At 63.8% G+C, this 26,246-nt stretch carries 21 protein-coding genes; 9 read left to right on the top strand and 12 right to left on the bottom strand.

Annotated elements, in window-relative coordinates:
- Nucleotides 1-196 precede the first annotated feature (196 nt).
- The 3 genes from U2949_RS14015 to U2949_RS14005 all read left to right on the top strand — a co-directional run bounded on the left by U2949_RS14015 (nt 197) and on the right by U2949_RS14005 (nt 3,626).
- The gene (locus tag U2949_RS14015; RefSeq protein ID WP_293711540.1) at nt 197-1,312 is read left to right on the top strand and encodes a saccharopine dehydrogenase family protein; all 1,116 of its coding nucleotides are present in this window, start codon (nt 197-199) and stop codon (nt 1,310-1,312) included.
- A 97-nt stretch (nt 1,313-1,409) separates the two neighbouring features.
- Nucleotides 1,410-1,796, top strand: a complete 387-nt coding sequence (locus tag U2949_RS14010) for a BlaI/MecI/CopY family transcriptional regulator (protein ID WP_293711543.1) — start codon at nt 1,410-1,412, stop codon at nt 1,794-1,796.
- A gap of 3 nt (nt 1,797-1,799) precedes the next feature.
- Nucleotides 1,800-3,626, top strand: a complete 1,827-nt coding sequence (locus U2949_RS14005; RefSeq protein WP_293711546.1) for a M56 family metallopeptidase — start codon at nt 1,800-1,802, stop codon at nt 3,624-3,626.
- Between the two features lie 188 nt (nt 3,627-3,814).
- On the opposite strand, the gene U2949_RS14000 is transcribed toward U2949_RS14005, so the two are convergent.
- Nucleotides 3,815-4,903: a ribonuclease H-like domain-containing protein gene (locus U2949_RS14000; RefSeq protein WP_293711549.1), complete on the bottom strand. Its 1,089-nt coding sequence runs from the start codon at nt 4,901-4,903 to the stop codon at nt 3,815-3,817.
- Nucleotides 4,900-7,383, bottom strand: a complete 2,484-nt coding sequence (locus U2949_RS13995; protein WP_321288386.1) for a DEAD/DEAH box helicase — start codon at nt 7,381-7,383, stop codon at nt 4,900-4,902. The genes U2949_RS14000 and U2949_RS13995 overlap by 4 nt, the downstream gene beginning before the upstream one ends.
- 302 nt (nt 7,384-7,685) lie before the next feature.
- Between U2949_RS13995 and U2949_RS13990 the strand changes: the two genes are divergently transcribed.
- The gene (locus tag U2949_RS13990; protein ID WP_321288384.1) at nt 7,686-8,144 is read left to right on the top strand and encodes a hypothetical protein; all 459 of its coding nucleotides are present in this window, start codon (nt 7,686-7,688) and stop codon (nt 8,142-8,144) included.
- Nucleotides 8,145-8,198: 54 nt separating this feature from the next.
- Entirely contained in the window at nt 8,199-9,227 is a 1,029-nt protein-coding gene (gene rlmF, locus U2949_RS13985) for a 23S rRNA (adenine(1618)-N(6))-methyltransferase RlmF (RefSeq protein ID WP_321288382.1), read from the top strand.
- A gap of 159 nt (nt 9,228-9,386) precedes the next feature.
- Here the strand turns inward: rlmF and U2949_RS13980 are convergent, their stop codons facing one another.
- The 3 genes from U2949_RS13980 to U2949_RS13970 all read right to left on the bottom strand — a co-directional run bounded on the left by U2949_RS13980 (nt 9,387) and on the right by U2949_RS13970 (nt 11,822).
- Entirely contained in the window at nt 9,387-10,565 is a 1,179-nt protein-coding gene (locus U2949_RS13980; protein WP_293711698.1) for a DUF3667 domain-containing protein, read from the bottom strand.
- Nucleotides 10,566-10,741: 176 nt separating this feature from the next.
- Nucleotides 10,742-11,191 (bottom strand): nuclear transport factor 2 family protein, encoded by a 450-nt coding sequence (locus tag U2949_RS13975; protein ID WP_321288379.1) that lies wholly within the window; start codon nt 11,189-11,191, stop codon nt 10,742-10,744.
- An 82-nt stretch (nt 11,192-11,273) separates the two neighbouring features.
- Complete coding sequence (locus U2949_RS13970) at nt 11,274-11,822, bottom strand: RNA 2'-phosphotransferase (RefSeq protein WP_293711695.1); 549 nt, start codon at nt 11,820-11,822, stop codon at nt 11,274-11,276.
- A 189-nt stretch (nt 11,823-12,011) separates the two neighbouring features.
- Here U2949_RS13970 and U2949_RS13965 point away from each other — a divergent pair, with 189 nt between their 5' ends.
- Nucleotides 12,012-13,064, top strand: coding sequence for an AI-2E family transporter (locus U2949_RS13965; protein ID WP_293711692.1), 1,053 nt, complete (start codon nt 12,012-12,014; stop codon nt 13,062-13,064).
- Between the two features lie 99 nt (nt 13,065-13,163).
- Here the strand turns inward: U2949_RS13965 and U2949_RS13960 are convergent, their stop codons facing one another.
- The 4 genes from U2949_RS13960 to U2949_RS13945 form a co-directional block, all read right to left on the bottom strand.
- Nucleotides 13,164-14,585: a short-chain fatty acid transporter gene (locus tag U2949_RS13960; protein ID WP_293711689.1), complete on the bottom strand. Its 1,422-nt coding sequence runs from the start codon at nt 14,583-14,585 to the stop codon at nt 13,164-13,166.
- A 142-nt stretch (nt 14,586-14,727) separates the two neighbouring features.
- Nucleotides 14,728-15,354, bottom strand: a complete 627-nt coding sequence (gene ycaC / locus U2949_RS13955) for an isochorismate family cysteine hydrolase YcaC (protein ID WP_293711686.1) — start codon at nt 15,352-15,354, stop codon at nt 14,728-14,730.
- Between the two features lie 207 nt (nt 15,355-15,561).
- Nucleotides 15,562-16,251 (bottom strand): isochorismatase family protein, encoded by a 690-nt coding sequence (locus U2949_RS13950; RefSeq protein ID WP_293711683.1) that lies wholly within the window; start codon nt 16,249-16,251, stop codon nt 15,562-15,564.
- 169 nt (nt 16,252-16,420) lie between these two features.
- On the bottom strand, nt 16,421-17,287 hold the full coding sequence (locus tag U2949_RS13945; protein WP_293711680.1) for a pirin family protein: 867 nt from the start codon (nt 17,285-17,287) through the stop codon (nt 16,421-16,423).
- Between the two features lie 126 nt (nt 17,288-17,413).
- On the opposite strand from U2949_RS13945, the gene U2949_RS13940 reads away from it, so the two are divergent.
- From U2949_RS13940 to U2949_RS13930, 3 genes are all read left to right on the top strand, one after another.
- On the top strand, nt 17,414-18,319 hold the full coding sequence (locus U2949_RS13940; protein WP_293711677.1) for a LysR family transcriptional regulator: 906 nt from the start codon (nt 17,414-17,416) through the stop codon (nt 18,317-18,319).
- An 85-nt stretch (nt 18,320-18,404) separates the two neighbouring features.
- Nucleotides 18,405-19,589: an OmpA family protein gene (locus U2949_RS13935; protein ID WP_293711674.1), complete on the top strand. Its 1,185-nt coding sequence runs from the start codon at nt 18,405-18,407 to the stop codon at nt 19,587-19,589.
- 400 nt (nt 19,590-19,989) lie between these two features.
- Entirely contained in the window at nt 19,990-21,909 is a 1,920-nt protein-coding gene (locus tag U2949_RS13930) for a M61 family metallopeptidase (protein WP_321288368.1), read from the top strand.
- Nucleotides 21,910-22,221: 312 nt separating this feature from the next.
- Here the strand turns inward: U2949_RS13930 and U2949_RS13925 are convergent, their stop codons facing one another.
- The 3 genes from U2949_RS13925 to U2949_RS13915 all read right to left on the bottom strand — a co-directional run bounded on the left by U2949_RS13925 (nt 22,222) and on the right by U2949_RS13915 (nt 26,234).
- Nucleotides 22,222-23,064 (bottom strand): ZIP family metal transporter, encoded by an 843-nt coding sequence (locus tag U2949_RS13925; RefSeq protein WP_407654191.1) that lies wholly within the window; start codon nt 23,062-23,064, stop codon nt 22,222-22,224.
- Nucleotides 23,065-23,430: 366 nt separating this feature from the next.
- Complete coding sequence (locus U2949_RS13920; protein WP_321288366.1) at nt 23,431-24,972, bottom strand: GTPase; 1,542 nt, start codon at nt 24,970-24,972, stop codon at nt 23,431-23,433.
- Nucleotides 24,972-26,234: a GTPase gene (locus tag U2949_RS13915; RefSeq protein WP_051316199.1), complete on the bottom strand. Its 1,263-nt coding sequence runs from the start codon at nt 26,232-26,234 to the stop codon at nt 24,972-24,974. The genes U2949_RS13920 and U2949_RS13915 overlap by 1 nt, the downstream gene beginning before the upstream one ends.
- Between the last annotated feature and the right edge of the window lie 12 nt (nt 26,235-26,246).

The following is a 26,246-nucleotide window of genomic DNA, read 5'->3' as shown; positions in this document are numbered from 1 at the left end:
CTACAGCTCCCTCCCTTGCGCATCGCGCAGGGGAGGGTTGGGGAGGGGTGCTCTTCGCAGGAACGTCATCCACGAGTCCAAGCAACAGCCAAAGCCACCCCCTCCCAACCTCCCCCTTGGCTGCGCCAAAGGGGAGGGGCCAACACGGCGCATTCCTCGCCGATAATCCACCCAGCAATCGACGCAGGAAGATCCGATGTCACAGCAGGAAAGCTGCCGTGTTCTGGTGTTGGGCGGTTACGGTCATTTCGGCGCGCGCATCGTGCGCGCACTTGCGATCACACCGGGCATCAAAGTCATAGCCGCTGGCCGCAATCCAGCGCAGGCCGCAGCCAATCTCCCCGGTGTGGATCTGGCGACCATCGAGCTGTGCCGGCTGGATACCGCCGCCGCTGATTTCCAAGCACAGCTGGCGGATACGCGAGCGGCCTTGGTCATCCATACCGCGGGGCCGTTCCAAGGCCAGGGCTACGATGTGGCACAGGCCTGCCTGCGTGCAGGCATGCACTACATCGATCTGGCCGACGGACGTGACTTCGTTGCCGAGTTTCCGCAGCAGTTGCAGGCCTTGGCCGAACAGACGCAACGCAGTGCCATCAGCGGCGCCAGCACCTTGCCGGCGCTCTCCAGCGCGGTGGTGGATGCACTCGCCCCGCAGTTCGATCAACTGCACAGCATCGACATGGTTATCGCACCCGCGCAGGCCACGCCACTGGGCATGGCTACGGTGCGTGCGGTGCTTTCGTATTGCGGCAAACCGTTCGAGTGTTGGCTGGATGGCCGCTGGCAGACGGTGACCGGCTGGGCCGATCCGCAGCCGGTGCGCTTCGCCCGCATCGGTCCGCGCCTGGCTTCGCCCTGTGATGTGCCGGACCACACGCTGCTGGTGCAGCGTTATCCCGGCGTGGCGACCGTGCGCTTCCGCGCGGCGCTGGAGTTGCCGTTCCTGTCGCGCTCTCTGGCTGCGATGGCCTGGCTTCGGCGCATTGGCCTGCCATTGCCGATGGATGCGCTGGCCGGCGTATTTGCCCGGGCTAGTCGCTGGTTCGATCGCTTCGGTACCGATCTTGGCGGCATGCGCATCACCTTGCGTGGCCAACGCGAAGGCCTGCAGCACACTGTGCATTGGGATCTCACTGCTCCAATGCTGCACGGTCCGGAGATTCCGACCTTCGCGGCCGTGCTGCTGGCACGCCGTTTCGCCCGCGGCGAAGGGCTGCCGACCGGGGCCCATGCCTGCATGGGCCTGCTGAGCCTGGCCGAGTTCGAGAGCGAGTTCGCGCGCTGGCAGATCGACAGCGCCGTCAGCTGAATCATTCAGCCCGGCAGCGGTCAGGGTGCCATCCGGGCTATTGACTACAAATGTAGGCAAATCTACCGTGACGACAAATGTAGTCACGGAGACGGCCATGCGCCGCAAGACCATCGGGGACCAGGAACTGGCCCTGCTGCAGTACATCGGAGAGAACGAACCCACCAGCGTCGGCGAGGTTGCCGCGCGCTTCGGTGAGGCCCGCGGGCTGGCCCGCTCCACCGTGCTGACGATGATGGAGCGCCTGCGCAGCAAGGGCTACCTGCAGCGCGAGCAGGACGAGGGCGTGTACCGCTACCGCACCACCGCCGAGCAGCAGGAAGTGGTCAACGGCGCGGTCGGCAGCTTTGTCGAGAAGACCCTGCAGGGCTCGATCTCGCCGTTCGTGGCGTGGATGTCGGAGAAGGCCGAGGTCAGCGACAACGAACTGGCCGAACTGGAAGCACTGGTCAACAAGCTGCAATCGCAGCGCCGGGAGGACTGAGCCATGTCGATGACGCTTGAGTTGTTGGGCAGCCGCCTGTTGGCGACCAGCGTGCAGACCGCACTGTTGGCTGGGCTGGTGTGGCTGCTGTGCCGATATGTGCGACGGCTGCCGGCCAGCACCCAGTGCGCGCTGTGGTGGCTGGTGGCGGTGCAGGCCATGGTTGGCCTGTTCTGGGCCTCGCCACTTGAGCTGCCCTTGTTGCCGGCCCTCGATGCGGCGCCAGTGGTGGCGCAGACCATGACCATGACCACGACGGCATCGGCAGCCGCCGCGCCGATCATCGTGATGCAACCACTGCCAGTGGACAGCGGTTGGTCGTGGAGCCTGGTGTTGATGGCGATGTGGGCTGCAGGCGTACTGGTGATGGCGCTGCGTACCATGCTGGCGTTGCGTGCCAGCCGCGTCCAGCTGCGTGCCGCGCAGCCCTGCCGCGACCACAAGCTCAATGCCGCGCTCGCATTGGCCGCCGATGCGCACGGCCTGCGCCGCGCACCGCGGCTGATGCTGAGCAATGCGATCGATTCGCCGCAGCTGATTGGCCCATGGCGTCCCGTGTTGCTGTTGCCGGCACGTGGCCTGCAGCGCATGGGTGACGACCAGTTGGATATGGCGCTGACCCACGAGCTGGTGCACCTGCAGCGCCACGACCTGTGGCTGGGCCTGGTGCCTGCGCTGGCCCAGCACCTGTTCTTCTTCAACCCGGTGGTGCATCTGGCCGCCCGCGAATACGCCATCGCCCGCGAGGCGGCGGTGGATGCCGCCGTGGTCGCCGGTGACCGGCACTGCCGCCAACACTATGGACGCCTGCTGTTGCAGCTCGGCGTTGCTCCCCGGCCCGGTGCTGGCTTGGCCAGCGCCTCGCCGACTTTCCTCAGCCTCAAGCGGAGATTGCTCATGTTGCAGGACACCTCGTCGTTCCCGCGCGCTGGTGCGGTACTGATTCTGGCCGCCGTCGCTCTGGTTGGTGTGGCACCGTTGCGGCTGGTGGCGATGCCGGCACCGCCTGCGCCCCCCGCGCCGCCGGCGCCTTTGGCCGCACCCGCTGCGCCGATGGCGCCCACCGCACCCACTGCACCGGCTGCAGGGTCGGTGTCGCGCACGGTGGTTGCCGCTGCTGCGGTACCCGCCGCACCGCCAGCACCACCGGCGTTGGTGGTGCCACCCGCACCGCCTGCGGCCCCGCCCGCACCCGCTGCACCACTCCGCACGCAAGGCGTGATCCACCTTTCCAGCAACCAGAACGCCGATGGTTATGTGCTGATCAGGGGCAACCACAACGTCATGAATGGCAGCGTTGCCGACCTGCGCGAAGCCAAGCAACTGGACGACGGCAAGGGCGTGCTGCTGGTACGCCGTGACGGCAAGCGCTATGTGGTGCGTGATGCGGCAACCTTGTCGCGCTTTGAGCGGTTGTACGCCGAAAGCGTGCGCCTGGGGGATGCGCAGGGCCGGCTGGGTGACCAGCAGGGAGCCTTGGGTGACCGCCAGGGGCAGATTGGTGAGCGTATGGGCGAGATCGGCGCACGGATTGGTGAGCTGGCGAATGAGCAGGCGCAGCTGGCATTGAGTTCGGGTGAACGTACCGCCGCACAACGCCGTGCGTCTGAAGAGGCACGGCGCAAGCTTGACCAGGCGCGTGAGGAAATGGAAAACCCGGCGATGCGAGCGGAGATGGAAAGCCTGGCTGCGCAGCAGCGGGAACTGGGCAAGCAGCAGGCCGAGTTGGGCAGGCAGCAGGCAGCGGCCAGTGCCAGGGCCAATCGTGATGCCGAGCAGCTGATCCGCGAAGCGATCAGTAGTGGAATTGCGCAGCCGCTTGGTGGGTGATGTTTGAGGGTGGTGGCGGTGCAACTGCGAAGCAGAGCAAGAGCAGAGCAGAAGCACCCCTCCCCAACCCCCCCCCTGCGCTTCGCGCAAGGGAGGGGGCCAAGCTCTGCTCCCTCCCTTTGGTGCAGCCAAGGGGAGGGTTGGGGAGGGGTAGGCTCTTGAAGTGAAGCGAGACGAGCAACTGAAACTCAGTCCTCGGCTTCCAACGCCAACCCGGCTCGCTCATCCGCTTCTGCCTGCACCAGTCGCTGGAACAACAGCGCCAAGGTCACCACATCCTGGTGATTGTGCTCGCCAACACGGCGCAGGTTGCGCGCGCTGCCACCGCGCAGATAACTCAACCACGCCGCAGGCGCTTCCGAACCCGGCAAGTCATCCTCGCGGGCGATCAGCAGCAACTGCCGTTCGATGGTCGCCAGCCGGCAGTTCTCCCAGGTACCGCGATAACGGCGGCGGGTGGGGAACAGCAGGTCAACGTGATCCAATGCCGAAATCGGATCACCGCGCCGCGCCAGCCGATAGCGCGTCTTCAGCAGTGGCGCGTCATAGCAGCGGCCGTTGTAACTGGACAGCACGGTCGTCGGCGCCAACCAGCTGGCGAACAGCTCCAGCATCGCGCTCTCCGCACCCATCGTCGACATCAGCAGCTGGCGCACGCGCAGGCCTTCGCCGCGCGCTGCATCGTGATGCCAATCGGCGGCGCCGATCATGAAGGCGCGGGTGCCGGTGCCGCCGGCCAGGCCGGTGGTTTCGGTATCGAAGAACAGCAGGTCCTGCGGTGCGACGGTTTCCTCAGGCCGTTTGCTGAAGGCCAGCGACAACGGTGCAGCGGGAATCGCCTGCGGAATGAAGGCTTCGATCAGATGGAGGCCGGGTGCGATCTCGGTGCCGGGTAGATCACGATCCACCGGACCACGTTCGATGGGTTGGGCAGGAGCGATGGCACGGTTGCGTGTTGCCAACAAGCGTCGCAGCGCAGCGCCGTCCTGTGGTGCTGCGGGTTTGTGCTGAATCTGATCGACCCAGCCAAACACCGAGGATTCCTGCTTCTGCCTTTGTAGGGGCGGCGTCAGCCGCGAAGCCGATGCAGTTTCCGCAGCCGATGAAGAACCAAATGCATCCGAAGCAACCGGCGCGGCGGCGGCATCCGCCATCGGTGGCTTCGCGGCTGACGCCGCTCCTGCAACAGCGGTGCGCTCGCCGGCTGTTGCAGGCGCTGCCGTTGCCAGCCCCGCCTGTTTACGCAAGGCCTTCAGTTTGTCCAGGCTGATGCTCATGGCAGCAGATCGAGCGCCTCATCGGCGGCAACCGCCTGCACCTGGTCGCAACGCTCGGCCGACAGCAGCGACAACACCTTCAAGGCCAGCGAACGCGGCGTCTCGCCCTTGTCCTCCTCCTGCGCCGCCAGCACCGGGCCCACACAGGCGGGGCAGCCGGCATTGCAGTCGCAGCGCTCGACCAGCTCCAGGGCGCGCTGCACCAGCTCGCCCTGGCGCTGCCACAGCGGCTCGCTCAGGCCCACGCCGCCGGGGAAATTGTCGTACAGGTACACCGTCGGCACGAAGCTCTGCATCAGCTCCACCGCGCCTTCGCCGGCTTCGTTGCCGCGCAGCTGGCCACGGCCGGTCTGGTCGGCTACCGCGAACCAGGCGCCGTCGCCATTGCCAACCGCCTTCTGCAGATCGCGCGCATCGGCCATCACTGCAACGGTCGCAACGATGTGCAGCGCATAGGCGGCACCGAGGAAACCATCCAGCGCGTCCTGCTTCTGCGCGAAGCTGCGCAGCAGGGTGGCCTGCGGTAGCTGCCACCACACCGCGGTGGTATGCAGCTCCTGGTCGGGCAGGTTGACCGGGCCGTAGCCGATGTTCTCGTGCGTGTAATAGCGGATCTTCTTGTAGCCGGCCACGCGCCGCACCACATGCACCTCGCCGTGATGCGAATCACCACGGCCGGCGCCATTGCCGTCAAAGCGGTCCAGCACCTTGAGCTTGGTGTAGTCGATGCTGTCGGTGTAGTAATCCACATGCGTGCGGGTGACATAGGCCTTGCGCCCGTCCCAATCCAGCCGCTCCACCTGGTACGGCGTGCTCTGCACCATGTGGATGGCGCCTTCGTACAGTGTCAGCGCAGCGGCGGAATAGTCCACCTCGGCGATGATCTGCTGCTTGCCGTCGCTGCGGTCCACCACCACGAAGTTGCCATCGGCCACCGCGCGCAGGCTCACCGTATTGGCGGGGTAGCTGTCGGCAATCCATTCCCAGCGGTCGCCTTCCTGATGCACTACTTCGGTCTCGGCCAGCGCCTGCAGGAATACCAGCGGATCGATTGGCCCGAACGGTTCGCCTGCGAGGAATGGCAGCTCGAAGGCAGCGCAGCGGATGTGATCGAACAGGATCAGCGGCTGGTCCGGCGAGATGCGCGCGTGCTCGGGCGTGGCATTGGCGAAGAAATCCGGATGCCGCACCACGTACTGATCCAGCGGCTGGCTGCTGGCGACCATCACGCCCAGCGCGGCCTGTTGCCGGCGACCGGCGCGGCCGAAGCGCTGCCACGTCGCCGCAACGCTGCCGGGGTAGCCATTGAGGATGACCACGTCGAGCGCACCGATATCCACGCCCAGCTCCAAGGCCGAGGTGCTGACGATGCCGTCGATGTTGCCGGCGCGCATCGCCCGCTCCACCTCGCGGCGCTCGGTGGGCAGGTAGCCGCCGCGATAGGCACGGATACGCGCCGGCTTGCGCGGATCGTTGTCGAAGATGTCCTTCAGGTACTTGGTCAGCACCTCCACCATCAGGCGCGTCTGCGCGAACACCAGCGTCTTCAGCCCGCTCTTGATCGCGATGCGGGCAATGCGGTTGGCCTGCGAGCGCGCCGAGGCGCGCAGGCCAAGGTCCGGATTGATGACCGGCGGGTTCCACAGCAGCACGTGCTTGGGCCCGCTGGGCGCGCCGGATTCGGTGATTGCATGCACGCGCTCTTCCACCAAAGCTTCGGCATGCGCATGCGGGTTGCCGATGGTGGCCGAGCACAGGATGAACTGCGGTTGCACGCCATAGAACGCACAGATGCGCTTGAGCCGGCGCAGCACATTGGTGACGTGGCTGCCGAACACGCCGCGATAGGTGTGGATCTCGTCGATCACCACATAGCGCAGGTTCTCGAAGAACTGCGCCCACTTGGTGTGGTGCGGCAGGATGGCCTGGTGCAGCATGTCGGGGTTGCTGACCACGATATCGCCGTGCAGGCGGATCGCCTGGCGCGCATCGCCGGGGGTATCGCCATCGAAGGTGAACGCCTTGACGCCGAGGTCACCGGTGCGGTTGAGCTCCAGCAGCTCGGCCACCTGGTCCTGCGCCAGCGCCTTGGTCGGGAACAGGTACAAGGCCTTGGCATTGCCCTGCATCGCCGCGCTGACCACCGGCAAGGTGTAGCACAGCGATTTGCCGGAGGCGGTAGGCGTGACGATGGCGACATGCTCGCCGCGCTGGCTGGCATCCCATGCCTCGGCCTGGTGCGAATACAGCTGCTCGATGCCGCGTGCTTTCAGCGCGGCCTTCAGCGCCTCGGGCACGTCATCGGGAATCGGCGCATAGCTGCCTTCGCGGCCCGGAATGGTGAAACTGCCGGTGACCCGGTCCTTGTAGCGCCGGGCCAGGCGCTGGCCGAGCAACGAGCCGTCACGCGAGGGCAGGCCATCGGTGGTTGCCAGCGCCCGTTCGCTGGCTTCGGTGCGGGGAGCGAGGGAAAACGCCATGCACGGACTGCCGATCAAAGGACACAATGGAAGCACATCGGTGTCTCACGTGGTGAGACACCACGGCAGGTTGGGCCGGTACGGACCGCGTTGCGCCGATTCACCTGCCGGGCCGCGTGGGGACTGCGGCCCATGTCCCCATGCCCCCGTGTACGCGCTTGAGCGCACACCCGGTATCACAGCGGCGCGCATGGCAGTCAGGCGGCAGCAACAAAACCTGAAGGTCGGGTTCGTATCCTGCTGCCTTCAGCCGCGGGTGGAGGAAGACGGTGGTGGCAGCACGACGATGGCCAGGGGTGGCCGTGATGATCCTCCTGTTGGCGGGCAATGCGCAGGCACAGCAGCTGCCGCAGGCGGACGGGGAAGCCAGCGGGCAGGCGCCGGCCGAGCCCGCCCCACCGCCGGTGGACGGCCCGGTCACCACCTTGGGCGAAGTGCGCGCGCTCAAGCCGGAGGACGATCAACCGCTGAATCTGTACCGGTTCAAGAACCCGGTGCAGGCTGTGCCCAACCGTTTCAGCAAGAACTGGAGCGAGCCACCCTCGCCCGAGCAGGTGGGCATGAGTGGCGGCTACGTGATGATGGGCATCGCCTACGGCCTGTTGAAGGCCGGGCAGGGCCTGAACAAGCTCACCGGCGGCCCCGATCAGATCCAGTCCGCCATCGCGCGGCCACCGCCGGAGCTGAGCGCCGAGCAGCAGGCGCGCGCGGCCGCATTCTGTGCGCAGCAAGACTGCACGCAGGCAGGTGACGGTCGTTGACCTTCGTGGTTGCCGGGCACCGGGCCCGCCGTCGCAGCGTTGCGAGGAACCAGGATGCTGCGCACGGCCGTGTGCATGGCGTCTAATACGCGCATGAATTCCCCGTACCAACGCCCACCACAGCGGCGCCCTGCAGCCAAGGCAACGCCGGCCACTGCATTGCATCCACGCAACCGCCACCAGGGCCGCTACGACCTGTCACGCCTGGTGGCGTCCAACCCGGCACTGCGCCGGCACCTGATCCACACCCCGGCCGGCACGCAGAGCATCGATTTCAGCGATCCCGCTGCGGTGCGCGAGCTCAACCGCGCCCTGCTTGCCAGCGATTACGGCATCCGGCATTGGGACATCCCCGATGGTTACCTGTGCCCGCCCGTGCCGGGGCGGGTGGACTATCTGCATGGCCTGGCCGATCTGTTGGCGGCGGACAACGACGGGGTGATTCCACGTGGGCCCGGCATGCGCGCGCTGGACGTCGGCGTGGGTGCCAACTGCATCTACCCGCTGCTCGGGCAGGCCGAATATGGCTGGCGCTTCCTTGGCAGCGATATCGATGCCGGCGCGCTGCAGTCGGCAGCGGCCAATGTGCAGGTCAACGGGCTGCAATCTCTCATCGAACTGCGCCAGCAGCACGCACGCGGCAATCTGTTCGCCGGCCTGCTGCAGGCCCATGAACGTTTCGAGCTGACCTTGTGCAATCCGCCGTTCCATGCCTCGGCCAAGGAGGCGGCGCAGGGCAGCCAGCGCAAGCTGCGTAACCTGGGCGGCGCGCCTGCACCAACGGCCAGGGTCCCGGCGCTGAACTTCGGTGGCCAGGCCAACGAGCTGTGGTGTACTGGCGGCGAGGCCTCGTTCCTGCGGCGGATGATCCGCGAGAGTGCGGGCATCCAGCGGCAGGTGCTGTGGTTCAGCTCGTTGGTGGCCAAGAGCGAGCACCTGGCCGATATCCACAAGCAGTTGGCCAAGATCGGCGCAGTGGAAGTGCGCGAGGTAGCCATGGCCCAGGGCAACAAGCAGAGCCGTTTTGTGGCCTGGAGCTTCCACGCCGAGGCGGCGCGCAAGGCCTGGATGCAGGATCGATAAGCCGGGGGTTTGATTGCCGTAGCCCGGGTAAGCGCAGCGCACCCGGGAAGCAGGCCACACGCGATTCTTCCTGCCACGCACGAACAGCCCCGGGTGCGCTGCGCTTACCCGGGCTACATGGGCTGATCAGGCTTTGCTCAAGTGAGCTTCAAACCGGGCTCACGCCGAGACGCCGGCCAGTACCGCGTACATCACCACGAAGGTGACCAGGAAGAAGTAGATGAAGCCGATGAAGCTGTAGCGCAGCAAGGTCAGGATCGGGTTGCCGCCGTAGACACGCTGCTGCATCCAGAACAGGTAGACCGGCACGCCCAGCCACAGCAGCGCGTACAACCAATCGCTGATCGCATTGATCACGGGATTGGCGATGGCGCCGCTGATGGCGGCGACCAGGAAAGTGGCCAGCAGTACCAGCATCAGCCAGCAGTGGCTGTACAGCGCCACCACCAGATGTTCCAGGTAGCCCATCGGCCGGCGGACGTAGGCGATGCGCAGCACCAGCGCAAACACCGGCATCAGGAAGAACAGCGCACCGGGCAATGCCGTGAGCACGGCCTGCACGAACAGGTCGCCGTTGCCGCTCATGCGCGCGATGTTGTTGTTGGCGTTGTCCAGGCGGTGGTTGAGCCATTTGTTGGCGAAGCCGGGCCAGCCATTGAGCACAACAGGATTGGTTTCCGGGTCCCAGGGTTTGCCATTGATGTCCTGGTTGAACAACTGGCCGGTGCGGCCCGCACTGGCGCGGGTGGCCGCGTTGCCGGCGCGATCCAGGGCCGAGGACGTGTCCTTGCCGTCGCTGATCTTCCCCTGCTTTGCCAGCTCGGCAAGACGCTGCGCGGCGGCGGTGTTGACCGCCGCCATGCCGATGGCAAAGCCTGTACTGGCGCCCGCCGAGCTGCCCAGTTCGCGTTCCAGCTCGGCCACCTGGCGCGCCCGCAACGTCTCCACCTGCTCGGCGGTCTGGGCACTGGCAAAGGCGGAAGAGTTCGACTTGATCAGCGTATCGGCATTGGTGTGCAGGGTCAGCTTGCCGACGAAGAAGGTGAACAGGGTAAGGATGACGAACAGCCGCAGCGGCTGTACATAGCCCACGCGCTGGCCATTGAGGAAATTGACGGCAATCCGGCCCGGCATCAGCAGGTCACGCAGGGTGCGGAAGATGCGCCCGTCCAGGTGCCAGAAGGACTCGAATACTTCCTCGATGGCATGCCCGAAGTTCTTCAGCGGGTTATGCGCCGACTGCCCGCAGTGGTGGCAGTAGTGGCCCTGCAGTGTGGCCTGGCAGTTCTCGCAGGCACTGTGATCGGAAGTGGAATGCGCGACTTCGGTCTGGCTCATGGCGGGCGCGGGGGGCTGCGTTGGAAGCCACATACGATAACGGGGTTTTCCGGCTGCGTTCAGTATCCGTTACAAAAAATACCCGCCAAAGTAGAGCCCCTCTCCCGTTTACGGGGGAGGGATTGGGGTGGGGGACGCTCCTCGCTCGTAGTCCCCAAAGCCCAAGCCCCCAAGCCTCAACCGCCCCGCACCTTCCGATGCCACAGCGCATTGACGATCACCCAGCGGCCATCAAACCGGCCCATCTGCAGATGATCGATGAACCACGGGCTCTCCAGCCGCACGGTAGCGATGTCCTCGTCCACCTGCAGCACCGTCACCGTGCGCTGCCACTGCGCGCGCGGGGTCTTCAGCGCGCCCTGGCGGGTAAAGCGGATCAGCTCATCGGCGCTCATTCGTCCCAGTCCCAGGGTTTCATTGGGATTGGCAACGATGTTGCGCTTGGCCAGATCCGGGTGCAGGGCGCGCGTCACCCGCGCGACATCGCCCTCCAGCTGGCCGTCCATGTAGTCGTAGGCGGTGGCCTCGATGGCCTGCAGGGTGGCCGCATCCGGTGGCGCCGCCACGGCGCTGCCGGCAAGGCAGAGCATTCCAACGACAAGCACGCGTAGTGCGGTGGACAGCATGGCCGGCTCCGGAGGTGGCTGGGCGCAGGGTGGCGTGCTTGGGGCGGGTGCGCAATGGGCAGGAAGTCACCGCTGGCGGCAATCACTGCGCCAGAAAGATGGCCGGGACATGTTCAGTCAACCAGACACCGTTCTCTGCCTGGAAGAAACAGAGTCCTTCGGCATGTATTTTCCGGGCATCGATCCTGAGTAGTACTGGCTCACCATGACGTCGACCTACTTCCAGTGCGGTGGTTTCGTTCGCGGACAGATGTACCTGATGGCGTTGGCCCGGCCGCAGCCCCTCGACCAGAATTGCTGCAAGAAAACGCCGTGCCGTGCCGTGATACAACGTACCCGGTGGCTGCCGTGCTTCGCGCACGATACTTACCGAGGTGGTGGAGTGGCCTTGTACCGCACGGATGTGTGTGCCGTCTGCGGAAAGGGCGAAGCGCTTCTTCTCATTGCCGGTTCCAGTCACCACTTCATGGATCACCGCAATATCCAGGGCATGCCCCGCAATGCGCGCTTTCTCAATCAGCAGATCGATCGGTGCCCAGCCTTGATCGTCCAGGCAAAGCCCGATGGCGTGCGGCTCGTGACGCAGGATACAGCTCAGGAACTTGCTGGTTTGAACATGGCTGTCGGTCACTGACTTCACCGGGCGTGGTTGGTGATGGGACTGGAGAACTGCACGTGTGCTCAGTATGTGCAACTCGGGTGTCGTACAACGGTTTTCCGCTCGCGGACAAACGTTGGCCTGTTGGCGTCATCACAGCCAGCACGCCAACGATTCTTTACCGTGCCCCCATCACCGGCCTGTCGCCGGAAGGGATGCACCATGGAAACGCGTTCTTCATTGCGGCCCTATGCGGCGCGGGTACTGGTCACGCTGGCCCTGGTCGGGCTGGCGGTGCTGGTCTGGCAGTTGTCGGACCTGGTGCTGGTGATCTTCGGCGCGGTGGTGGTGGCGGTGCTGCTGCATTCGCTGGTGCGCCTGGTCACGCGCTTCACCCGCTTGTCCGATGGCATTGCGCTGGGCGTGGTGCTGGTGCTGCTGGTGCTGGGCTTCGCGCTGCTGATGTGGATGTTCGGTGCGCAGGTGGCTGGCGAGATGGAGTCGCTGAAGCAATCGCTGCCGCAGGCCTGGGCGCATTTCAAGGATTGGCTGGACGCCAGTCCGGTGGGGCCGATGGCCAAGCAGGGCATCGATCAGTTGCATGCGGGCATGAGCGGGCTGGCGGCCAAGGCCGGGGCGCTGGCGATGTCGGCCTCGGGCAACCTGACCGACATGGTGCTGATGGTGGTGGGCGGCATCTACCTGGCCGCACAGCCCCCGGTTTACCGCGAGGGCACCTTGAAGCTGTTTCCCAAGGACCGGCGCGCGCTGATGGGCGATGCCTTCGATGCCAGCGGCAAGGCGTTGCAGGCGTGGCTGGGTGGGCAGCTGCTGGCGATGGTGGTGGTGGGAACCCTGACCGGCCTGGGCCTGTGGGCGCTGGGCGTGCCGGTGGCGTTCGGGCTGGGCATCATCACCGCGTTGCTGGATTTCGTGCCCATCATCGGGCCGATCCTGGCGGCCATACCGGCGGTGCTGTTGGGCTTCACGGTGAGCCCGCAGGTGGCGCTGGGTGCGTTGGCGGTGTTCGTGGTGATGCAGCAGATTGAAGGCCATGTGCTGCAGCCGCTGATCCAGCAGCGGGCGGTGGATCTGCCGCCGGCGCTGTTGCTGATCTCGCTGTTCGGCATTGGCGCGCTGTTCGGCCTGCCGGGGGTGATCCTGGCCGCGCCGATGACGGTGGTGATCTTTGTACTGGTGAAGCGCCTGTATGTGATGGAAGCGTTGGGCACGGAGACGCCGATACCCGGGCGTGATGAGGTGGCTGGGAAGTAGATGTTGGTTCTGGGGGCGCTTGCTGGGTGGGGTTGTTGCCGAGCATGGCTCGGCACGACACAAGCAAAGAGGCCACGCGCTTGCGTGGCCTCTTTTTCTTCAGGGCATTACCGGGGGCGTATAGGCCAGGGTTGCACCCAGCGCCCACAACAGCAGCAGCACCAGCGGGGTATGCACCAGCAGCTGCACGAAGGTGAAGCCGATCAGGTCGCGGGCCTTCAGGCCGAGTACGCCCAGCAGCGGCAGCATGTAGAACGGGTTGATCAGGTTGGGCAGGGCTTCGGCGGCGTTGTAGATCTGAACCGACCAGCCGAGGTGGTAATGCAGTTCATTGGCCACCTGCATCACGTACGGGGCTTCGATGATCCACTTGCCGCCGCCGGAGGGGATGAAGAAGCCCAGCACCGCCGAGTAGCTGCCCATCAGCAGCGCGTAGGTGTCGTGGCTGGCGATCTGGGTGAAGAAGGTGGAGATGATGTGGGCCACGCTATGGCCTTCGCTGCCGTTGACCGTGGTCATGATGGCGGCGATGGAGCCGTACAGCGGGAACTGGATCAGCACGCCGGTGGTGGACGGGACGGCGCGCGAGACCGCATCGAGGAAGCTGCGCGGGCGCCAGTGCAGCAACGCGCCAGCCATCAGGAACAGCAGGTTGTAGGTGTTCAGGCCGGAGATCGCCTGGATCGCCGGCTTGGTGCTGAACTCGTGGATCAACCAACCCGCAGCCAGCGCCACCAGCAGCAGGATCAGCAGCGGGCTGTGCTCCAGCCATTCGCCGGGGCGGGTGGGCTTGGCCTTGATCGGTGCCGCATCGCTCATGACGTCCACGCCGCAATCAGCGGCATCGCGCGCCGAGTTGGCGGCAGGTGCGGTGACGTAGGCAATGATCAGCGATACCACCACCAACGCGGCCAGCAGTACGCCGGACTGCCACAGGAAGATGGTTTCGGTGAACGGGATGACGCCGGTGATCGACAGGATCGACGGCGGCAGGCTGGCCGGGTTGGCCTGCAGCTGCGCGGCCGAGGAGGAAAGGCCCAGGGCCCATACCGCACCGAGGCCGAGATACGCCGCCGCACCAGCAGCGCGGTAATCCATCTTCAGCTCGCTGCGGCGGGCCAATGCACGCACCAGCAGGCCGGCGAACACCAGGCTCAGGCCCCAGTTCAACAACGATGCGGTCATCGACACGATGGCGACCAGTGCGACCGCGCTGCGGCCGTTCTTGGGTACGCGGGCCAGCCGATCAATCAAGCGCGAGGCCGGGCCGGAAGACGCAACCACATAACCGCCGATCACCACAAAGGCCATCTGCATGGTGAAGGGAATCAGGCTCCAGAAGCCGTCACCGAAGGCCTTGGCGGTATCGGTAGGCGCGGCGCCAATGGACAGCGCCGCAAGCGAGACGGCGGCCAGGGCAAGGGCGGCGAATACCCAGGAGTCGGGGAACCAGCGTTCGGCAAAATTCGCACAGCGGATCGCAAAGCGCGCCGAGGCGGTGTCTTGGGTGGTGGGCTGCATGGGGCGGATACCGTGGGGAAGCAACCCGGGGACGGTAACGCGGCAGCGACGATGCGCGGAACTGGACCTTCGGATAGTGCCCGCGTATTCATGCGAAGACGCCGCTTGCGGCGAAGCGGCGTCTTCGTGCTTAGCCAGCGGCTTACTTGCCGGCAGTCAGCGTGGTGTAGCTGGTGATCAGATTGCGGTAGTCGGGGATGTGGTTGGAGAACAATGCACCCAGGCCTTCCACGTCGTTGCGCCAGTCACGGTGCAGTTCGCAGGCCACGCCGAACCAGGTCATCAGCTGTGCGCCGGCCTGCTCCATGCGGCTCCAGGCAGCCTGCTGGGTCATGCTGTTGAAGGTGCCGGACGCATCGGCGACGACGAACACCTCGAAATCCTCGGCCAGTGCCGACAGCACCGGGAACGATACGCAGACCTCGGTGACCACGCCGGCAACCAGCAGCTGCTTCTTGCCGGTAGCCTTGACCGCCTTGACGAAGTCTTCGTTGTCCCAGGCATTGATCTGGCCGGGGCGGGCGATATACGGCGCATCCGGGAACAGCGCCTTCAGCTCAGGCACCAGCGGACCGTTCGGGCCGTTCTCAAAGCTGGTGGTGAGGATGGTGGGAAGCTTGAAGTAGTTGGCGATGTCGGCCAGTGCCAGCACGTTGTTCTTGAACTTGTCCGGGTCAATATCGCGGACCAGCGACAGCAGGCCGGTCTGGTGATCGACCAGCAGGACGGCGACGTCATCTTTGTTGAGGCGGGTGTAAGGCTTGCTCATGGAAGGCTCCGATAGCTTGAAGTGCTTTGTCCCTTCTCCCCTTGCGGGAGAAGGTGGCCCGAAGGGCCGGAAGAGGGGAGCGCGCGAAGCGCGTTGCTGTTGCGGTGCGGTTTAGGTGGATGAGGTTCTGACGAGTGCTGGCTTCGTTCTGCCCTCACCCCAACCCCTCTCCCGTGCAACAGGAGAGGGGCTTGATCTGCTTGTGCTTCAGCTGCGCTGCGAATCCAGCTGCTCGTGGTTGGTCACCACTTCCTGCGCCTTGCTGTAGCTCTCGATCAGCAACTGGTAGTTGGGGAAGATGTTGGTGTACGCCTGCGCCCATTCGGCGGCGTCTTCGCGGTTCCAGGTCTTCTGCAGTTCAGAGGCGACCGCAGCCACATCGATGACCACGACGCCGGCCTGCATCATCCGCGCCAGGGTGATTTCCTGCGCCTGCTTGGAATAGGTGCCGGAGGCATCAATCACCGCGAACACCTGGTAGCCATCGGCCACCGCGGCAATCGACGGGAATGCCATGCACACGCTGGTGATGGTGCCGGCGATGATCAGCTGCTTCTTGCCGGTGTCCTTCACTGCCTGCACGAAATCGGGGTTGTCCCAGGCATTGATCTCACCCTTGCGTGCCACGTACTTGGCGTGCGGCGCGTTCTGGTGGATTTCCGGAATCAGCGGGCCGTTCGGGCCCTGCGGCACCGAGGCGGTGGTGATCACCGGGATCTTCGCCAGCGAGGCCAGCTTGGCCAACGTCGAGGCCAGCCGCCGCAAGGTGGTGAACGGCATGTCGTGCACGGTCTGGAACAGGCCGCTCTGGTGATCGATCAACAGCATTGCGACGTTATCCGGATCGATGACGGGTTTTGCGCCGTTGAAGTTGGCAACGTGAGGGAAGGTATACATGGCGAGACTCTCCTGGTCTGGATGGCATCGCACCGGGCTCTGTGCCGTGGTGCGGGGAAGAGATGACCGGGGTGGGCCCTGTCATCGGGGACTACGCTGTTGTTTGCTTGGTACTGGCTTCGTTCGCCCTCACCCCAACCCCTCTCCCATGGGGAGAGGGGCTTGAGCATTACGCTGCGATCTGGCCGAAGCGGCCGGAGTTGAAGTCATCCATCGCCTGACGGATTTCTTCCTGCGTGTTCATCACGAACGGGCCGTAGCCGGCGATGGGTTCGTCGATGGGCTCACCGGCCAGTACCAGCACGGTGGCGTCGGCATTGGCCTCCAGCTCCACCTCACCGGCAGCGCGGTCGAACAACACCAGCTGGCCTTCGCGGGCAACCTGGTTGCCGTTGAGCAGCACCGTGCCATGCAGGATCACCATCGCCACGGTGTGGCCTTCGGCGAACTGCAGCGTGGTGTGCTTGTCACGCGACAGCCGCATGTCCCACACGTCCATCGGCGTATGCGTGCGTGCCGGGCCGCGCTGGCCGCCGAATTCACCGGCAATCACCCGCACCGTGCCGGCGTCATCGGCCAGCGGCACCACCGGAATATCGGCGTTGCTGATGTTCTGGTAGCCGGGCGCGGCCATCTTGTCCTTGGCCGGCAGGTTGACCCACAGCTGCACCATCTCCAGCTTGCCACCGCGCTGGGTGAAGGCCTCGGAATGGAACTCCTCGTGCAGGATGCCGGAGGCAGCGGTCATCCACTGCACGTCGCCCGGGCCGATCTCGCCACCGGCGCCGGTGGAGTCGCGGTGTGCCACTTCGCCGTCGTAGACGATGGTGACGGTCTCGAAACCACGGTGCGGATGCTGGCCGACGCCGCGCGGGGTCTGGGCCGGTGTGAACTCGGCCGGGCCGGCATGGTCCAGCAGCAGGAAGGGGCTGAGCTGGCGGCCGTGGGTGTTGTACGAGAACAACGAACGGACCGGGAAGCCATCACCCACCCAGTGCGGGCGGGGGGCGCTGTAGAGGCCACTGATCTTCTTCATCTGTCTGCTCCTTGTGCGGCGCCGGGAGGGCGCCTGCGATGGGGCAAAGATTAGGATTGGGACGATCACGCCGGTAGACGGTAAAAAGTGGTCTCATAGTCCTATCTGGTGAACGCTGGAGCAGTGATGCAGGACCTGAACGACCTTTACTACTACGCCAAGGTGGTGGAACACGGCGGCTTTGCCCCGGCCGGGCGCGCGCTGGGCGAGCCCAAGTCCAAGCTGAGCCGGCGTATCGCCCTGCTGGAAGAGCGGTTGGGCGTGCGCCTGATCCAGCGGTCCACCCGCCACTTTTCGGTCACCGAGGTCGGCCAGACCTTCTACGCGCACTGCCGCGCCATGCTGGTGGAGGCGGAAGCGGCGGCCGAGTCGATCGAACTGACCCGCTCGCAGCCACGCGGCGTGGTGCGGGTCAGCTGCCCGACCATGCTGCTGGATTTCCGGGTGGCGGCGATGGTGGCCGATTTCATGGCGCGTTGCCCGGACGTGGAGGTGCACCTGGACGCCACCAATCGCCGCGTCGATGTCATCGCCGAAGGTGTGGACGTGGCCATCCGCGTGCGTCCGCCGCCGCTGGAAGACAGCGAGCTGGTGCTCAAGGTATTGGCCGAGCGCACCCAGTGCCTGGTGGCCGCACCGTCGCTGCTGGAAACACATGGGCATTCGCACGGCCCGGCGGATCTGCATCTATTGCCGAGCGTGGCGCTTGGCGTGCCACAGGCCGAGCACGTCTGGCGCTTGATTGGTCCAGGCGGCGCAACGGCGGAAGTACCGCATCAACCGCGCCTGGTCACCCGTGGCATGGTGGCGCTGCGTGAGGCGGCATTGGCTGGCGTGGGCGTGGCGCAGCTGCCGACGATGATCGTGCGCGATGCCTTGGATGCCGGGCAACTGCTCGATGTCGCCCCGGACTGGGCCCCGCCGAAGGAGATCATCCATGCGGTATTTCCATCGCGGCGTGGCCTGTTGCCCTCGGTGCGATTGTTCATCGACCATCTTGCCACCTCGTTCGCGGCGCTGGACGAATCCTGAGCATGCGTTGCCAAGCGTGCGGCGGTCACGGAAATTGAACAAGGTGTTGGCAAAAATGCGGGTTTCGCACAAACGGAGTTGCTGCATGCGTGTTGCTGTCGTGTCACTGGCATGTCTCAGTGTTCTTGTCGCCGCCTGCGGGCGCGATGCACCTGCCGATCAACCTGCTGCTGCAACGCCGGAAGCTGCGCCTGCGGCGACCACTGCCGCACCGGCCCCCAACGCGGAAGTGCTGACCGCAGGCAGCATCGAGTTCCCGGTGATCCCGACCATCATGGTGCCCAGCATCGTTGGCAGCGGCCCGGCGCAGAAGCGGCTTGAGCAATCGATGCAGTCGTTGATCGATCCGGTTGCCGGCATCAGTGTGCGACCGGCCAACTGCGCCACCGATGGTGGGCTGGTCAATGAAAGCGGCTTCACCAATGTTGACGCGCAGGGCAACCTGGAACGCGTCGGCGGCCACGGTGTGTTCAACATCGGTGCCGATGGCAGTGGTCAGGCGGTAACCGGCGACGGCGTGGTGGAAGTGAAACCCGATGGCAGCGGCAGCGTCGTCAACGATGCCGGAACCTTCGAGGTGAATGCCGATGGCTCCGGCAGTTATGTCGGTGCCCACGGCAATATCGAACTGGACGGCAAGGGTGCCGGCAGCTGGGTGGGAAGTTTCGGCACCATCGAGAACCACGGTGATGGCTCGGGCAGCTGGGTGGGGGGCGATGGCAACATCGAGATCAACGCCGATGGCTCTGGCAAGTGGATTGGTGGCCCTGAAGGCATCGTTGAAAACCGGGGCGATGGCACCGGCACCGTGGGCGCGGTACCGCGCGAAGTGAAGATGGCACCGTTGCCACCGCTGCCGCCGGCCGGCAAGTTCCCGCTGCTGGACAAGTTCAAGCCCTCCGGTGCGCCCTGCGGCTATGTCATTACCCTCAATGACAAGGTGCTGTTCGATTTCGACAAGGACGTGATCCGTCCGGATGCAGGCAAGGTGCTGGATGTGCTGGCGACGGCGCTGGGCAAGGTGCCATCCAGCGCAATGGAGATCCGCGGCCATACCGATGCCAAGGGCAGCGACGACTACAACCAGGACCTGTCCGAGCGTCGTGCCCAGGCCGTGCTTGCAGCATTGCGCCAGCGGGGTAGCGCGACCGACGCGGCTGCACGCGGTTACGGTGAATCGCAGCCGGTGGCGCCAAATGAGATCAATGGCAAGGACAACCCCAGCGGCAGGCAGCTGAATCGGCGCGTGGAAATTTTTGTCCGCACGTAAGCCAGGGGTCTGTTTGTAGGAGCGGCGTAAGCCGCGAAACCACTGTTGCTTCCGAAGCAGCGGATAGCCAAATCCAACCCAGCCAACAGCAATCGCCACGAATGCCAGACCAGCAGGCATTCGTGGCTTCGCGGCCTGCGGCGCGCCTACAAAACGATGTAATCCGGTGATTCCTGGTTGGTGCATGACGCCCCTGCCGAGCATGGCTCGGCACTACACCCCCTTCCCTTTGGCCGCAGGCCAAGGGGAGGGCTGGGGAGGGGTGCTCTTGACGTTGGCTTGGAAAGCCCCTGCCGAGCATGGCTCGGCACTACCGATGATGTGTTGATGACCATCGGCCCGTGTTACGCAGCGCAGGCTTGCCGCATCATGGCCTTCTCAGACATACGAGAGGTTGCTGATGCATGTGTTCCGTCCTGCAGTGCTGGGGCTGGCCCTGATGGCCGCCATGGGGTTGGCCAACGCGGCGCCGGATGTGCCGGACGTGGATGCACGTGGGGTCAAGATCAGCGAGGCTGCGTATCCGGGCACCATCCGCCTGGAGGTGGACGCCACCGACCTGGGCCAGCGCGTGTTCAAGGTACGCCAGACCGTGCCGGTGCAGGCCGGCCTGCAGCGCTTCCACTACCCGGCCTGGTTGCCGGGCAACCATTCGCCCACCGGCCAGATCGAGAAGCTGGCTGGATTGGTGATCAGCGGCAACGGCCAGCGCCTGGACTGGGTGCGTGACCCGCTCGACGTCTACACCTTCAACGTGCAGGTGCCCGAAGGCGTGAGCGAGCTGCGCATGGACTTCCAGTTCCTCAGCCCCACCGATTCGGCGCAGGGTCGCACGGTGATGACGCCGAACATGCTCAACCTGCAGTGGAACGCGATGCTGCTATACCCGGCCGGGCACGCCGCGCATGCCATCACCTACCAGGCCAGTGCGCGCTACCCGCAGGGTTGGGAAGCGGCCAGCGCCCTGGGCGTGGCCAGCCGCAACGGTGACACCGTCAACTACGCGCCGACCAACCTGGAAATCCTGGTGGACTCACCTGTGTTCGCCGGCCGCTACCACCGCATGTTCGACCTGGCACCGGCCGGCACCCGGCCGGTGCGGCTGAACGTGTTTGCTGACCGCGCCAAGGATCTGGAAGCCAAGCCCGAGCACATCGAGCAGCACCGCGCGCTGGTGACGCAGGCCCGCAAGCTGTTCGGTGCCGAGCATTACGACCACTATGACTTCCTGTTCGCGGTGACCAACCAGCTCGGCGGCATTGGCCTGGAGCACCAGCGTTCCAGCGAGAACAGCGAAGACCGCGATTACTTCAGCGGCTGGGATGCCAAGGTGGGCAGCAGCGACCTGCTCGGCCATGAGTACACGCATTCCTGGGACGGCAAATACCGTCGCCCCGCCGACCTGGCCACGCTCAACTACAACGTGCCGATGCAGGGTAGCCTGCTGTGGGTGTACGAAGGCCAGACCCAGTATTGGGGCAATGTGCTGACCGCCCGTGCCGGCATCCGTCCGCAGGAGGCCTCACGCGATGCGCTGGCGATGGTGGCGGCTACTTATGCCGACAACCGCCCGGGCCTGGAATGGCGCTCGCTGGGTGACACCACCAACGACCCGGTGATCGCCCGCCGCAAGCCCAAGCCCTACCGTGGCTACCAGATGAGCGAGGACTACTACCAGGGCGGGCAGATGCTGTGGCTGGAAGCCGACGTGCGCCTGCGCACGCTCAGTGGCGGTAAGCGCAGCCTGGATGATTTCGCCAAGGCCTTCTTCGGCCAGAACGACGGCCAATGGGAGCGCCCGGACACCTATACCTTCGAGGACGTTGCCGCGACGCTGGAGCAGGTGCAGCCCACCGGCGATTGGGCGCAGTTCCTGCGTGAGCGCGTGGACCATCGCGCCGGCCTGGTAGGTGGCATCGAAGCCGCGGGCTGGAAGCTGGTGTACAAGGACAAGCCCAGTGCCTACTTCAAGGCGATGATGAAGGGCCGCGGTGCCAACTTCATCTACTCGCTGGGTGTGGCGTTGAGCCCGGCGGGCTACGTCAATGAAGTGCGCTGGGACAGTGCCGCGTTCAACGCCGGTGTTGGCACCGGCATGCAGGTGCTGGCGGTGAATGACCTGCAGTACAGCGCCGACGAACTGGAAGAAGCCGTGCGTGCGGCCAAGGACAGCAAGCAGTCGGTGCGCCTGCTGGTCAAGGAGATGGATGTGTACCGCACGCTGAGCATCGACTACCACGGCGGCCTGCGCTATCCGTCGCTGGAACGCATGGAAGGCAAGCCGGACTACCTGACCCCCATCTTCACCGCCCGCAAATAAGACACCGTAGTGCCGAGCCATGCTCGGCAAAGGGGTCAATGTAGTGCCGAGCCATGCTCGGCAAGGGGCATTCCAAGCAATCCAACTGTAGTGCCGAGCCATGCTCGGCATGAGGCTTTACCGCAAAACCAAAAGCCCCCCTCATCCGCCCCTTCGGGGCACCTTCTCCCGCTTGCGGGAGAAGGGAAAAAAGCCAAAGCCAAAGCCAAAGCCAAAGCCAAAGCCAAAGCCAAAGCCAAAGCCAAAGCCAAAGCCAAAAAATAGCCTGAAACAAGACAAGCTTGTTCAGGCTATTTCCCCGCGTGGACCTGCTTATCCCAAGGCCGTATCCAGCAACATCATCAAAACAAAGCCGATCATCAAGCCGCCGGTCGCAAAGGTTTCATGTCCTTGCCGGTGCGATTCGGGAATGATCTCGTGGCTGATGACAAACAGCATGGCACCCGCTGCAAAGCCCAGACCAAAAGGCAGAAGTACCAGCGAGCTGCTGACGGCCACCGCCCCCAGCACGGCCCCAACCGGCTCAACCAGACCACTGGCCATGCCTAAAACGACGGAGAAAGTACGGCTGTAACCGGCAGCCAGCAAGGCCAGCGCCACCACCAAGCCTTCGGGCACGTCCTGAATGGCAATACCTGTGGCCAGCGCATTGGCTCGCACCCCTTCATTGCCCACATAGCCCACGCCAATGGCCAGACCTTCCGGGAAGTTGTGCAGCGTAATGGCGATCACAAACAGCCAGGTACGGCGCAGCTTGGTGGACGTCGTACTGCCAGGACCTTCACGCCCTTTGATGAAGTGTTCGTGCGGCAGGATGCGATCAAGCAGCATCAAGGCTGCAGCCCCCAACAAGATGGACAGGCCCACGGCGGAACCCGCGCCCCAGGCACCACCGCCAAACACTTGCTGGTTCTGTGCCGCCTCCAGGCCCGGCAGCACCAGCGAGAAAGCACAAGCGGCCAGCATCACCCCCGCCCCAAAGCCATACAGCGTATCTTGCGTACGCTGCGACATGGTTTGAGAAAAAATGACGGGCACAGTCCCCAGTGCAGTGGCCAACGCAGCAATGGAGCCGCCTACCAGGGCCTGCAAGACCACCGGGTGATCCTGTGCGTACAGCCAGAACTGATGACAGAGCGCCCAGACGCCCCCCATGGAGATGATGAGTCCAACCCACAGGCGCAGGTGTTGGCGCCAGTTAGGCGAGCTTCCCTTATTGGGTGAAAAGTAGTGGCTTGTTTTCGGTTTCATAGCCATGCGCCCCCAGAAAATTACGCAATCCAGGTTTGCCTGATACAGACGCAAAGAGCCGTAAAACGGCTCTTGCAAAGGCATGGATGCTGTACAAACCATCATAGCGACTTCATCTTCGATTTAAAACATAAATATCGAAATGCTAACAATTCTCATTAGCATTTCAGCAAATAAGCCACAATCCATGAAATCAGCTTGGGGGGGTGACAGCCATCCCGCCTGTTTTCTGCGCTTTGCATGGCGATGCAAAACCGAATGAATGCTACCTCACGCAGCATGCAATTGATGCTTGATCGCCTCCAAAGCCTGGGCCTGATCAGCCACGGCATTTTCCAATTCAGTCAACTCCTGCTTGAGCTGTTCCAGGCTTTGTTCAGCCTGCTCCACGACCTGTTCCGCCAGCTCCTGAGCGCCATTCATCACCACGTCATTCAAGCTCATGTACAGGCGGTTGTAGTCGATCAGCGACGCTTGTCCTTCCCCCTGCTGCTGAAACACTTCATAGCCAATATGAGCAGACAGATTCAGTGTCGGCAAGTCTGGCTGAGTCAGCTGGAAATTCGCCAGAACCGTCTGGCTGAGCTCTGCAAATGCCTTGCCTATACTCTGGCCAAGCTCGGTACGTACAGCGGCAACATCTTGCTGGGCGGCATGTTTTTCCAGTACCTCGGGCAATTGAGGCACCACTCGCCGCCAGGTGCCTTCTGTCAGAGCTTGCACGGCTCCTTGCAATACCAGCGTTTGCTCTTCAATACGCTGACGCAATTGAGCAGCGGCCTGCTCCAGCGTTTGCGTCAAAGGACTCAGAATCGCTTCTTCTATATGGTGCAATTGCAGCTCGGCAGGTTTGCGCTGCTTGTATGCCAAGGCAGGCTTCAGCAAGTTTTGCACCGCCAGATACAAGCGCTCGAAACCCGCTTGTTCCAAGCCCTGCTCTTCATCTTGCTGACTGCGCGCCATATGCACGGACAGGGACAAGGCCGGTTTGAGCAAGTCACTGCTCAGCCCCCAATGGTTCAGCGCCTGCGCTGCCCGTGTCATCACATCTTCTTCTTGCAGTTGGCGGTTATCCGCTGTCTTGTTGCACAGCACTTTGACGATCTCGTCGTCGATCTCATCTTCCTCGATGCGATCGCTGCGGGTAATTACCGGCAACAAGGGTTTGTTGCGGCGCAGTTCCACCAGCAAATCGCCCAGTTCCTGAACCTGCCCCGGTGCGCTGGAGCTGCTCAGCCACAAGAGCGCATCCGTGCTTTCCAGAAACTGCTGTGTCAAAGCGGCGTTGTGAGCATTAGCCGAGTGCAGGCCGGGGGTATCCAGCAACACCAGCTTCTCGCCCAGACACACCCCTTGCAAGGCAACCGTGGTTTCCGTTGCCCCTTCCTGAAAACCCTCAGGCATGGGCTGCATCTGCCCATCGGCCAGACGGAAGAAATCCACGCTATGACCCTGACGACGAAAGCGGTCCGCCAGGAAATTACACAAGGAGCTTTTACCGGCATTAAAGGAGCCAAACACCAGCAACATGATGCGATCGCGGAAACGATCCGCCAACTCCTGCGCCGGTGCCAATGCAGACCAGGAAGCCGCCCAGGCCTCTTTTTGTTCCTGCAGCTGCTGATTCAGTTGTCGAGCACTGTGCGCCAACGCCCCCTGCTCGGCCAAAGCCGTGCAGGACAAGGCTTGCGCCACGGTCGTCTGGCCCAAATCCGCCAGCCACTGCTCCATCTTGGCAATAGCGGGCTGCATATCCTGACTGGCAGGATTGAGCTGCGCAACCGCCTTGATAAACGTGCTTTCCACCGACATTACGCATGCTCCAATGTGGACAGACCTTCCAAAGCCTGACGCGTTTGCTCAAGCTGATTTTCAGTCGCCTCGATCTGCTTCTCCAAAGCAACACGGCCATCCGAGACTTCAAAATAATGCGTGAAATCCTGAACCAGCTTGTCGCGACCCGCCTGCTCGCAGAAAATACGACGCAAATCATCTCGGTACTTCACCGACACGCCCATCACCGCAATCATGACGGTATCCATGCTGCGCACCGAGGTACGTTGAGCCGCTGGCAAGCCCACGGCACCGTATTCCACCAGGTGACCATTGATCGCAATACACGCACGCGAATAGGCAATCTGCAAACGAGCACGCTCTTGCTTGCCTGCCGTCATCTTGAAACCAAACTCGAAGGTATCCGGCACCAGGGAATGATCCACACCGGGGGCATTGACCACCGGCTCCAGATCCTTTGCTATGCCTTCCAGAATCTTGCGCAGACCGTCCACAAAATCAATGTGCTGCTGCTTTTGCGTTTGCTGCAGACTCTGCAGGTTTTGCTCTTGCGCTTGCTGCAAAACATTCAATTCTTGCGTCAATTCGGTCAGCAAAGCTTCGCGTTCGAACTCGCGGGCTTGCGGCACACGTTTCAAGGCCGCTTCCAAAGAAGCCTGCAAAGCGGGAATTCCGCTTTTCTCCAGCATGCGCTGCTTGCCACCATCACGGCCCTGGCGATAGCGGGTGCTAGACACGGGGTGCAGTGTCACACCGGCACACTGTTGCGCAATCGCGCCCAGGACTTTCTCTTGCTGCTCGTCATCGGCCAACTGGTCAATCTGACTGATGACCATAAGGTTCTGACGCTGCGAACGCTGATGATCTGCAGCCAACTCTTGCAGCAAATTGCTTTCCAAGGCATCCAGCTCACCTTCTTTGGCAGCGTGTACGAACAGGCGAATATCCGCCTGCAAGCCCATGGCTTCACGTGCCAGGGCATCATCCTGCAAGGCCACGTCTGCATACAGGCCCGGCGCATCCAGCCAGCGCACACCTTCATGCACGTGCTCGGCCAGCGCGACAGTTTCACGGCGGTCAGCCACATTGAACACATCACTGCCCATCAACTCATTGAGCAGACGACTTTTACCGTGATTGTATTTACCGACTACGGTCACCGTTGGCGGCACGTTCAATTGCAAGAGAACGCGCAAACGATCCAGATCCCAGCGGCGCTGTGGCAACACGGCCAACACAGGCTCCAATACTTGATCAAGGGATAGTGCCAACTGATTCATAGTCTCTTCCTT

It is taken from the genome of Alcaligenes phenolicus (genome assembly GCF_032063905.1).
GTDB classification, from domain to species: domain Bacteria; phylum Pseudomonadota; class Gammaproteobacteria; order Burkholderiales; family Burkholderiaceae_B; genus Alcaligenes; species Alcaligenes phenolicus.
Note: the sequence above shows the minus strand (reverse complement) of the source record. Positions and strands in the feature narration are given on the sequence as shown.

Excerpts from the sequence above, each read along its gene's own strand:
- U2949_RS14015 (WP_293711540.1), top strand. The coding sequence starts at position 197 with ATGTCACAGCAGGAAAGCTGCCGTGTTCTGGTGTTGGGCGGTTACGGT.
- U2949_RS14010 (WP_293711543.1), top strand. The coding sequence starts at position 1,410 with ATGCGCCGCAAGACCATCGGGGACCAGGAACTGGCCCTGCTGCAGTAC.
- U2949_RS14005 (WP_293711546.1), top strand. The coding sequence starts at position 1,800 with ATGTCGATGACGCTTGAGTTGTTGGGCAGCCGCCTGTTGGCGACCAGC.
- U2949_RS14000 (WP_293711549.1), bottom strand. The coding sequence starts at position 4,903 with ATGAGCATCAGCCTGGACAAACTGAAGGCCTTGCGTAAACAGGCGGGG.
- U2949_RS13995 (WP_321288386.1), bottom strand. The coding sequence starts at position 7,383 with ATGGCGTTTTCCCTCGCTCCCCGCACCGAAGCCAGCGAACGGGCGCTG.
- rlmF (WP_321288382.1), top strand. The coding sequence starts at position 8,199 with ATGCTGCGCACGGCCGTGTGCATGGCGTCTAATACGCGCATGAATTCC.
- U2949_RS13980 (WP_293711698.1), bottom strand. The coding sequence starts at position 10,565 with ATGAGCCAGACCGAAGTCGCGCATTCCACTTCCGATCACAGTGCCTGC.
- U2949_RS13975 (WP_321288379.1), bottom strand. The coding sequence starts at position 11,191 with ATGCTGTCCACCGCACTACGCGTGCTTGTCGTTGGAATGCTCTGCCTT.
- U2949_RS13965 (WP_293711692.1), top strand. The coding sequence starts at position 12,012 with ATGGAAACGCGTTCTTCATTGCGGCCCTATGCGGCGCGGGTACTGGTC.
- U2949_RS13960 (WP_293711689.1), bottom strand. The coding sequence starts at position 14,585 with ATGCAGCCCACCACCCAAGACACCGCCTCGGCGCGCTTTGCGATCCGC.
- ycaC (WP_293711686.1), bottom strand. The coding sequence starts at position 15,354 with ATGAGCAAGCCTTACACCCGCCTCAACAAAGATGACGTCGCCGTCCTG.
- U2949_RS13950 (WP_293711683.1), bottom strand. The coding sequence starts at position 16,251 with ATGTATACCTTCCCTCACGTTGCCAACTTCAACGGCGCAAAACCCGTC.
- U2949_RS13945 (WP_293711680.1), bottom strand. The coding sequence starts at position 17,287 with ATGAAGAAGATCAGTGGCCTCTACAGCGCCCCCCGCCCGCACTGGGTG.
- U2949_RS13940 (WP_293711677.1), top strand. The coding sequence starts at position 17,414 with ATGCAGGACCTGAACGACCTTTACTACTACGCCAAGGTGGTGGAACAC.
- U2949_RS13935 (WP_293711674.1), top strand. The coding sequence starts at position 18,405 with ATGCGTGTTGCTGTCGTGTCACTGGCATGTCTCAGTGTTCTTGTCGCC.
- U2949_RS13930 (WP_321288368.1), top strand. The coding sequence starts at position 19,990 with ATGCATGTGTTCCGTCCTGCAGTGCTGGGGCTGGCCCTGATGGCCGCC.
- U2949_RS13925 (WP_407654191.1), bottom strand. The coding sequence starts at position 23,064 with ATGGGGGGCGTCTGGGCGCTCTGTCATCAGTTCTGGCTGTACGCACAG.
- U2949_RS13920 (WP_321288366.1), bottom strand. The coding sequence starts at position 24,972 with ATGTCGGTGGAAAGCACGTTTATCAAGGCGGTTGCGCAGCTCAATCCT.
- U2949_RS13915 (WP_051316199.1), bottom strand. The coding sequence starts at position 26,234 with ATGAATCAGTTGGCACTATCCCTTGATCAAGTATTGGAGCCTGTGTTG.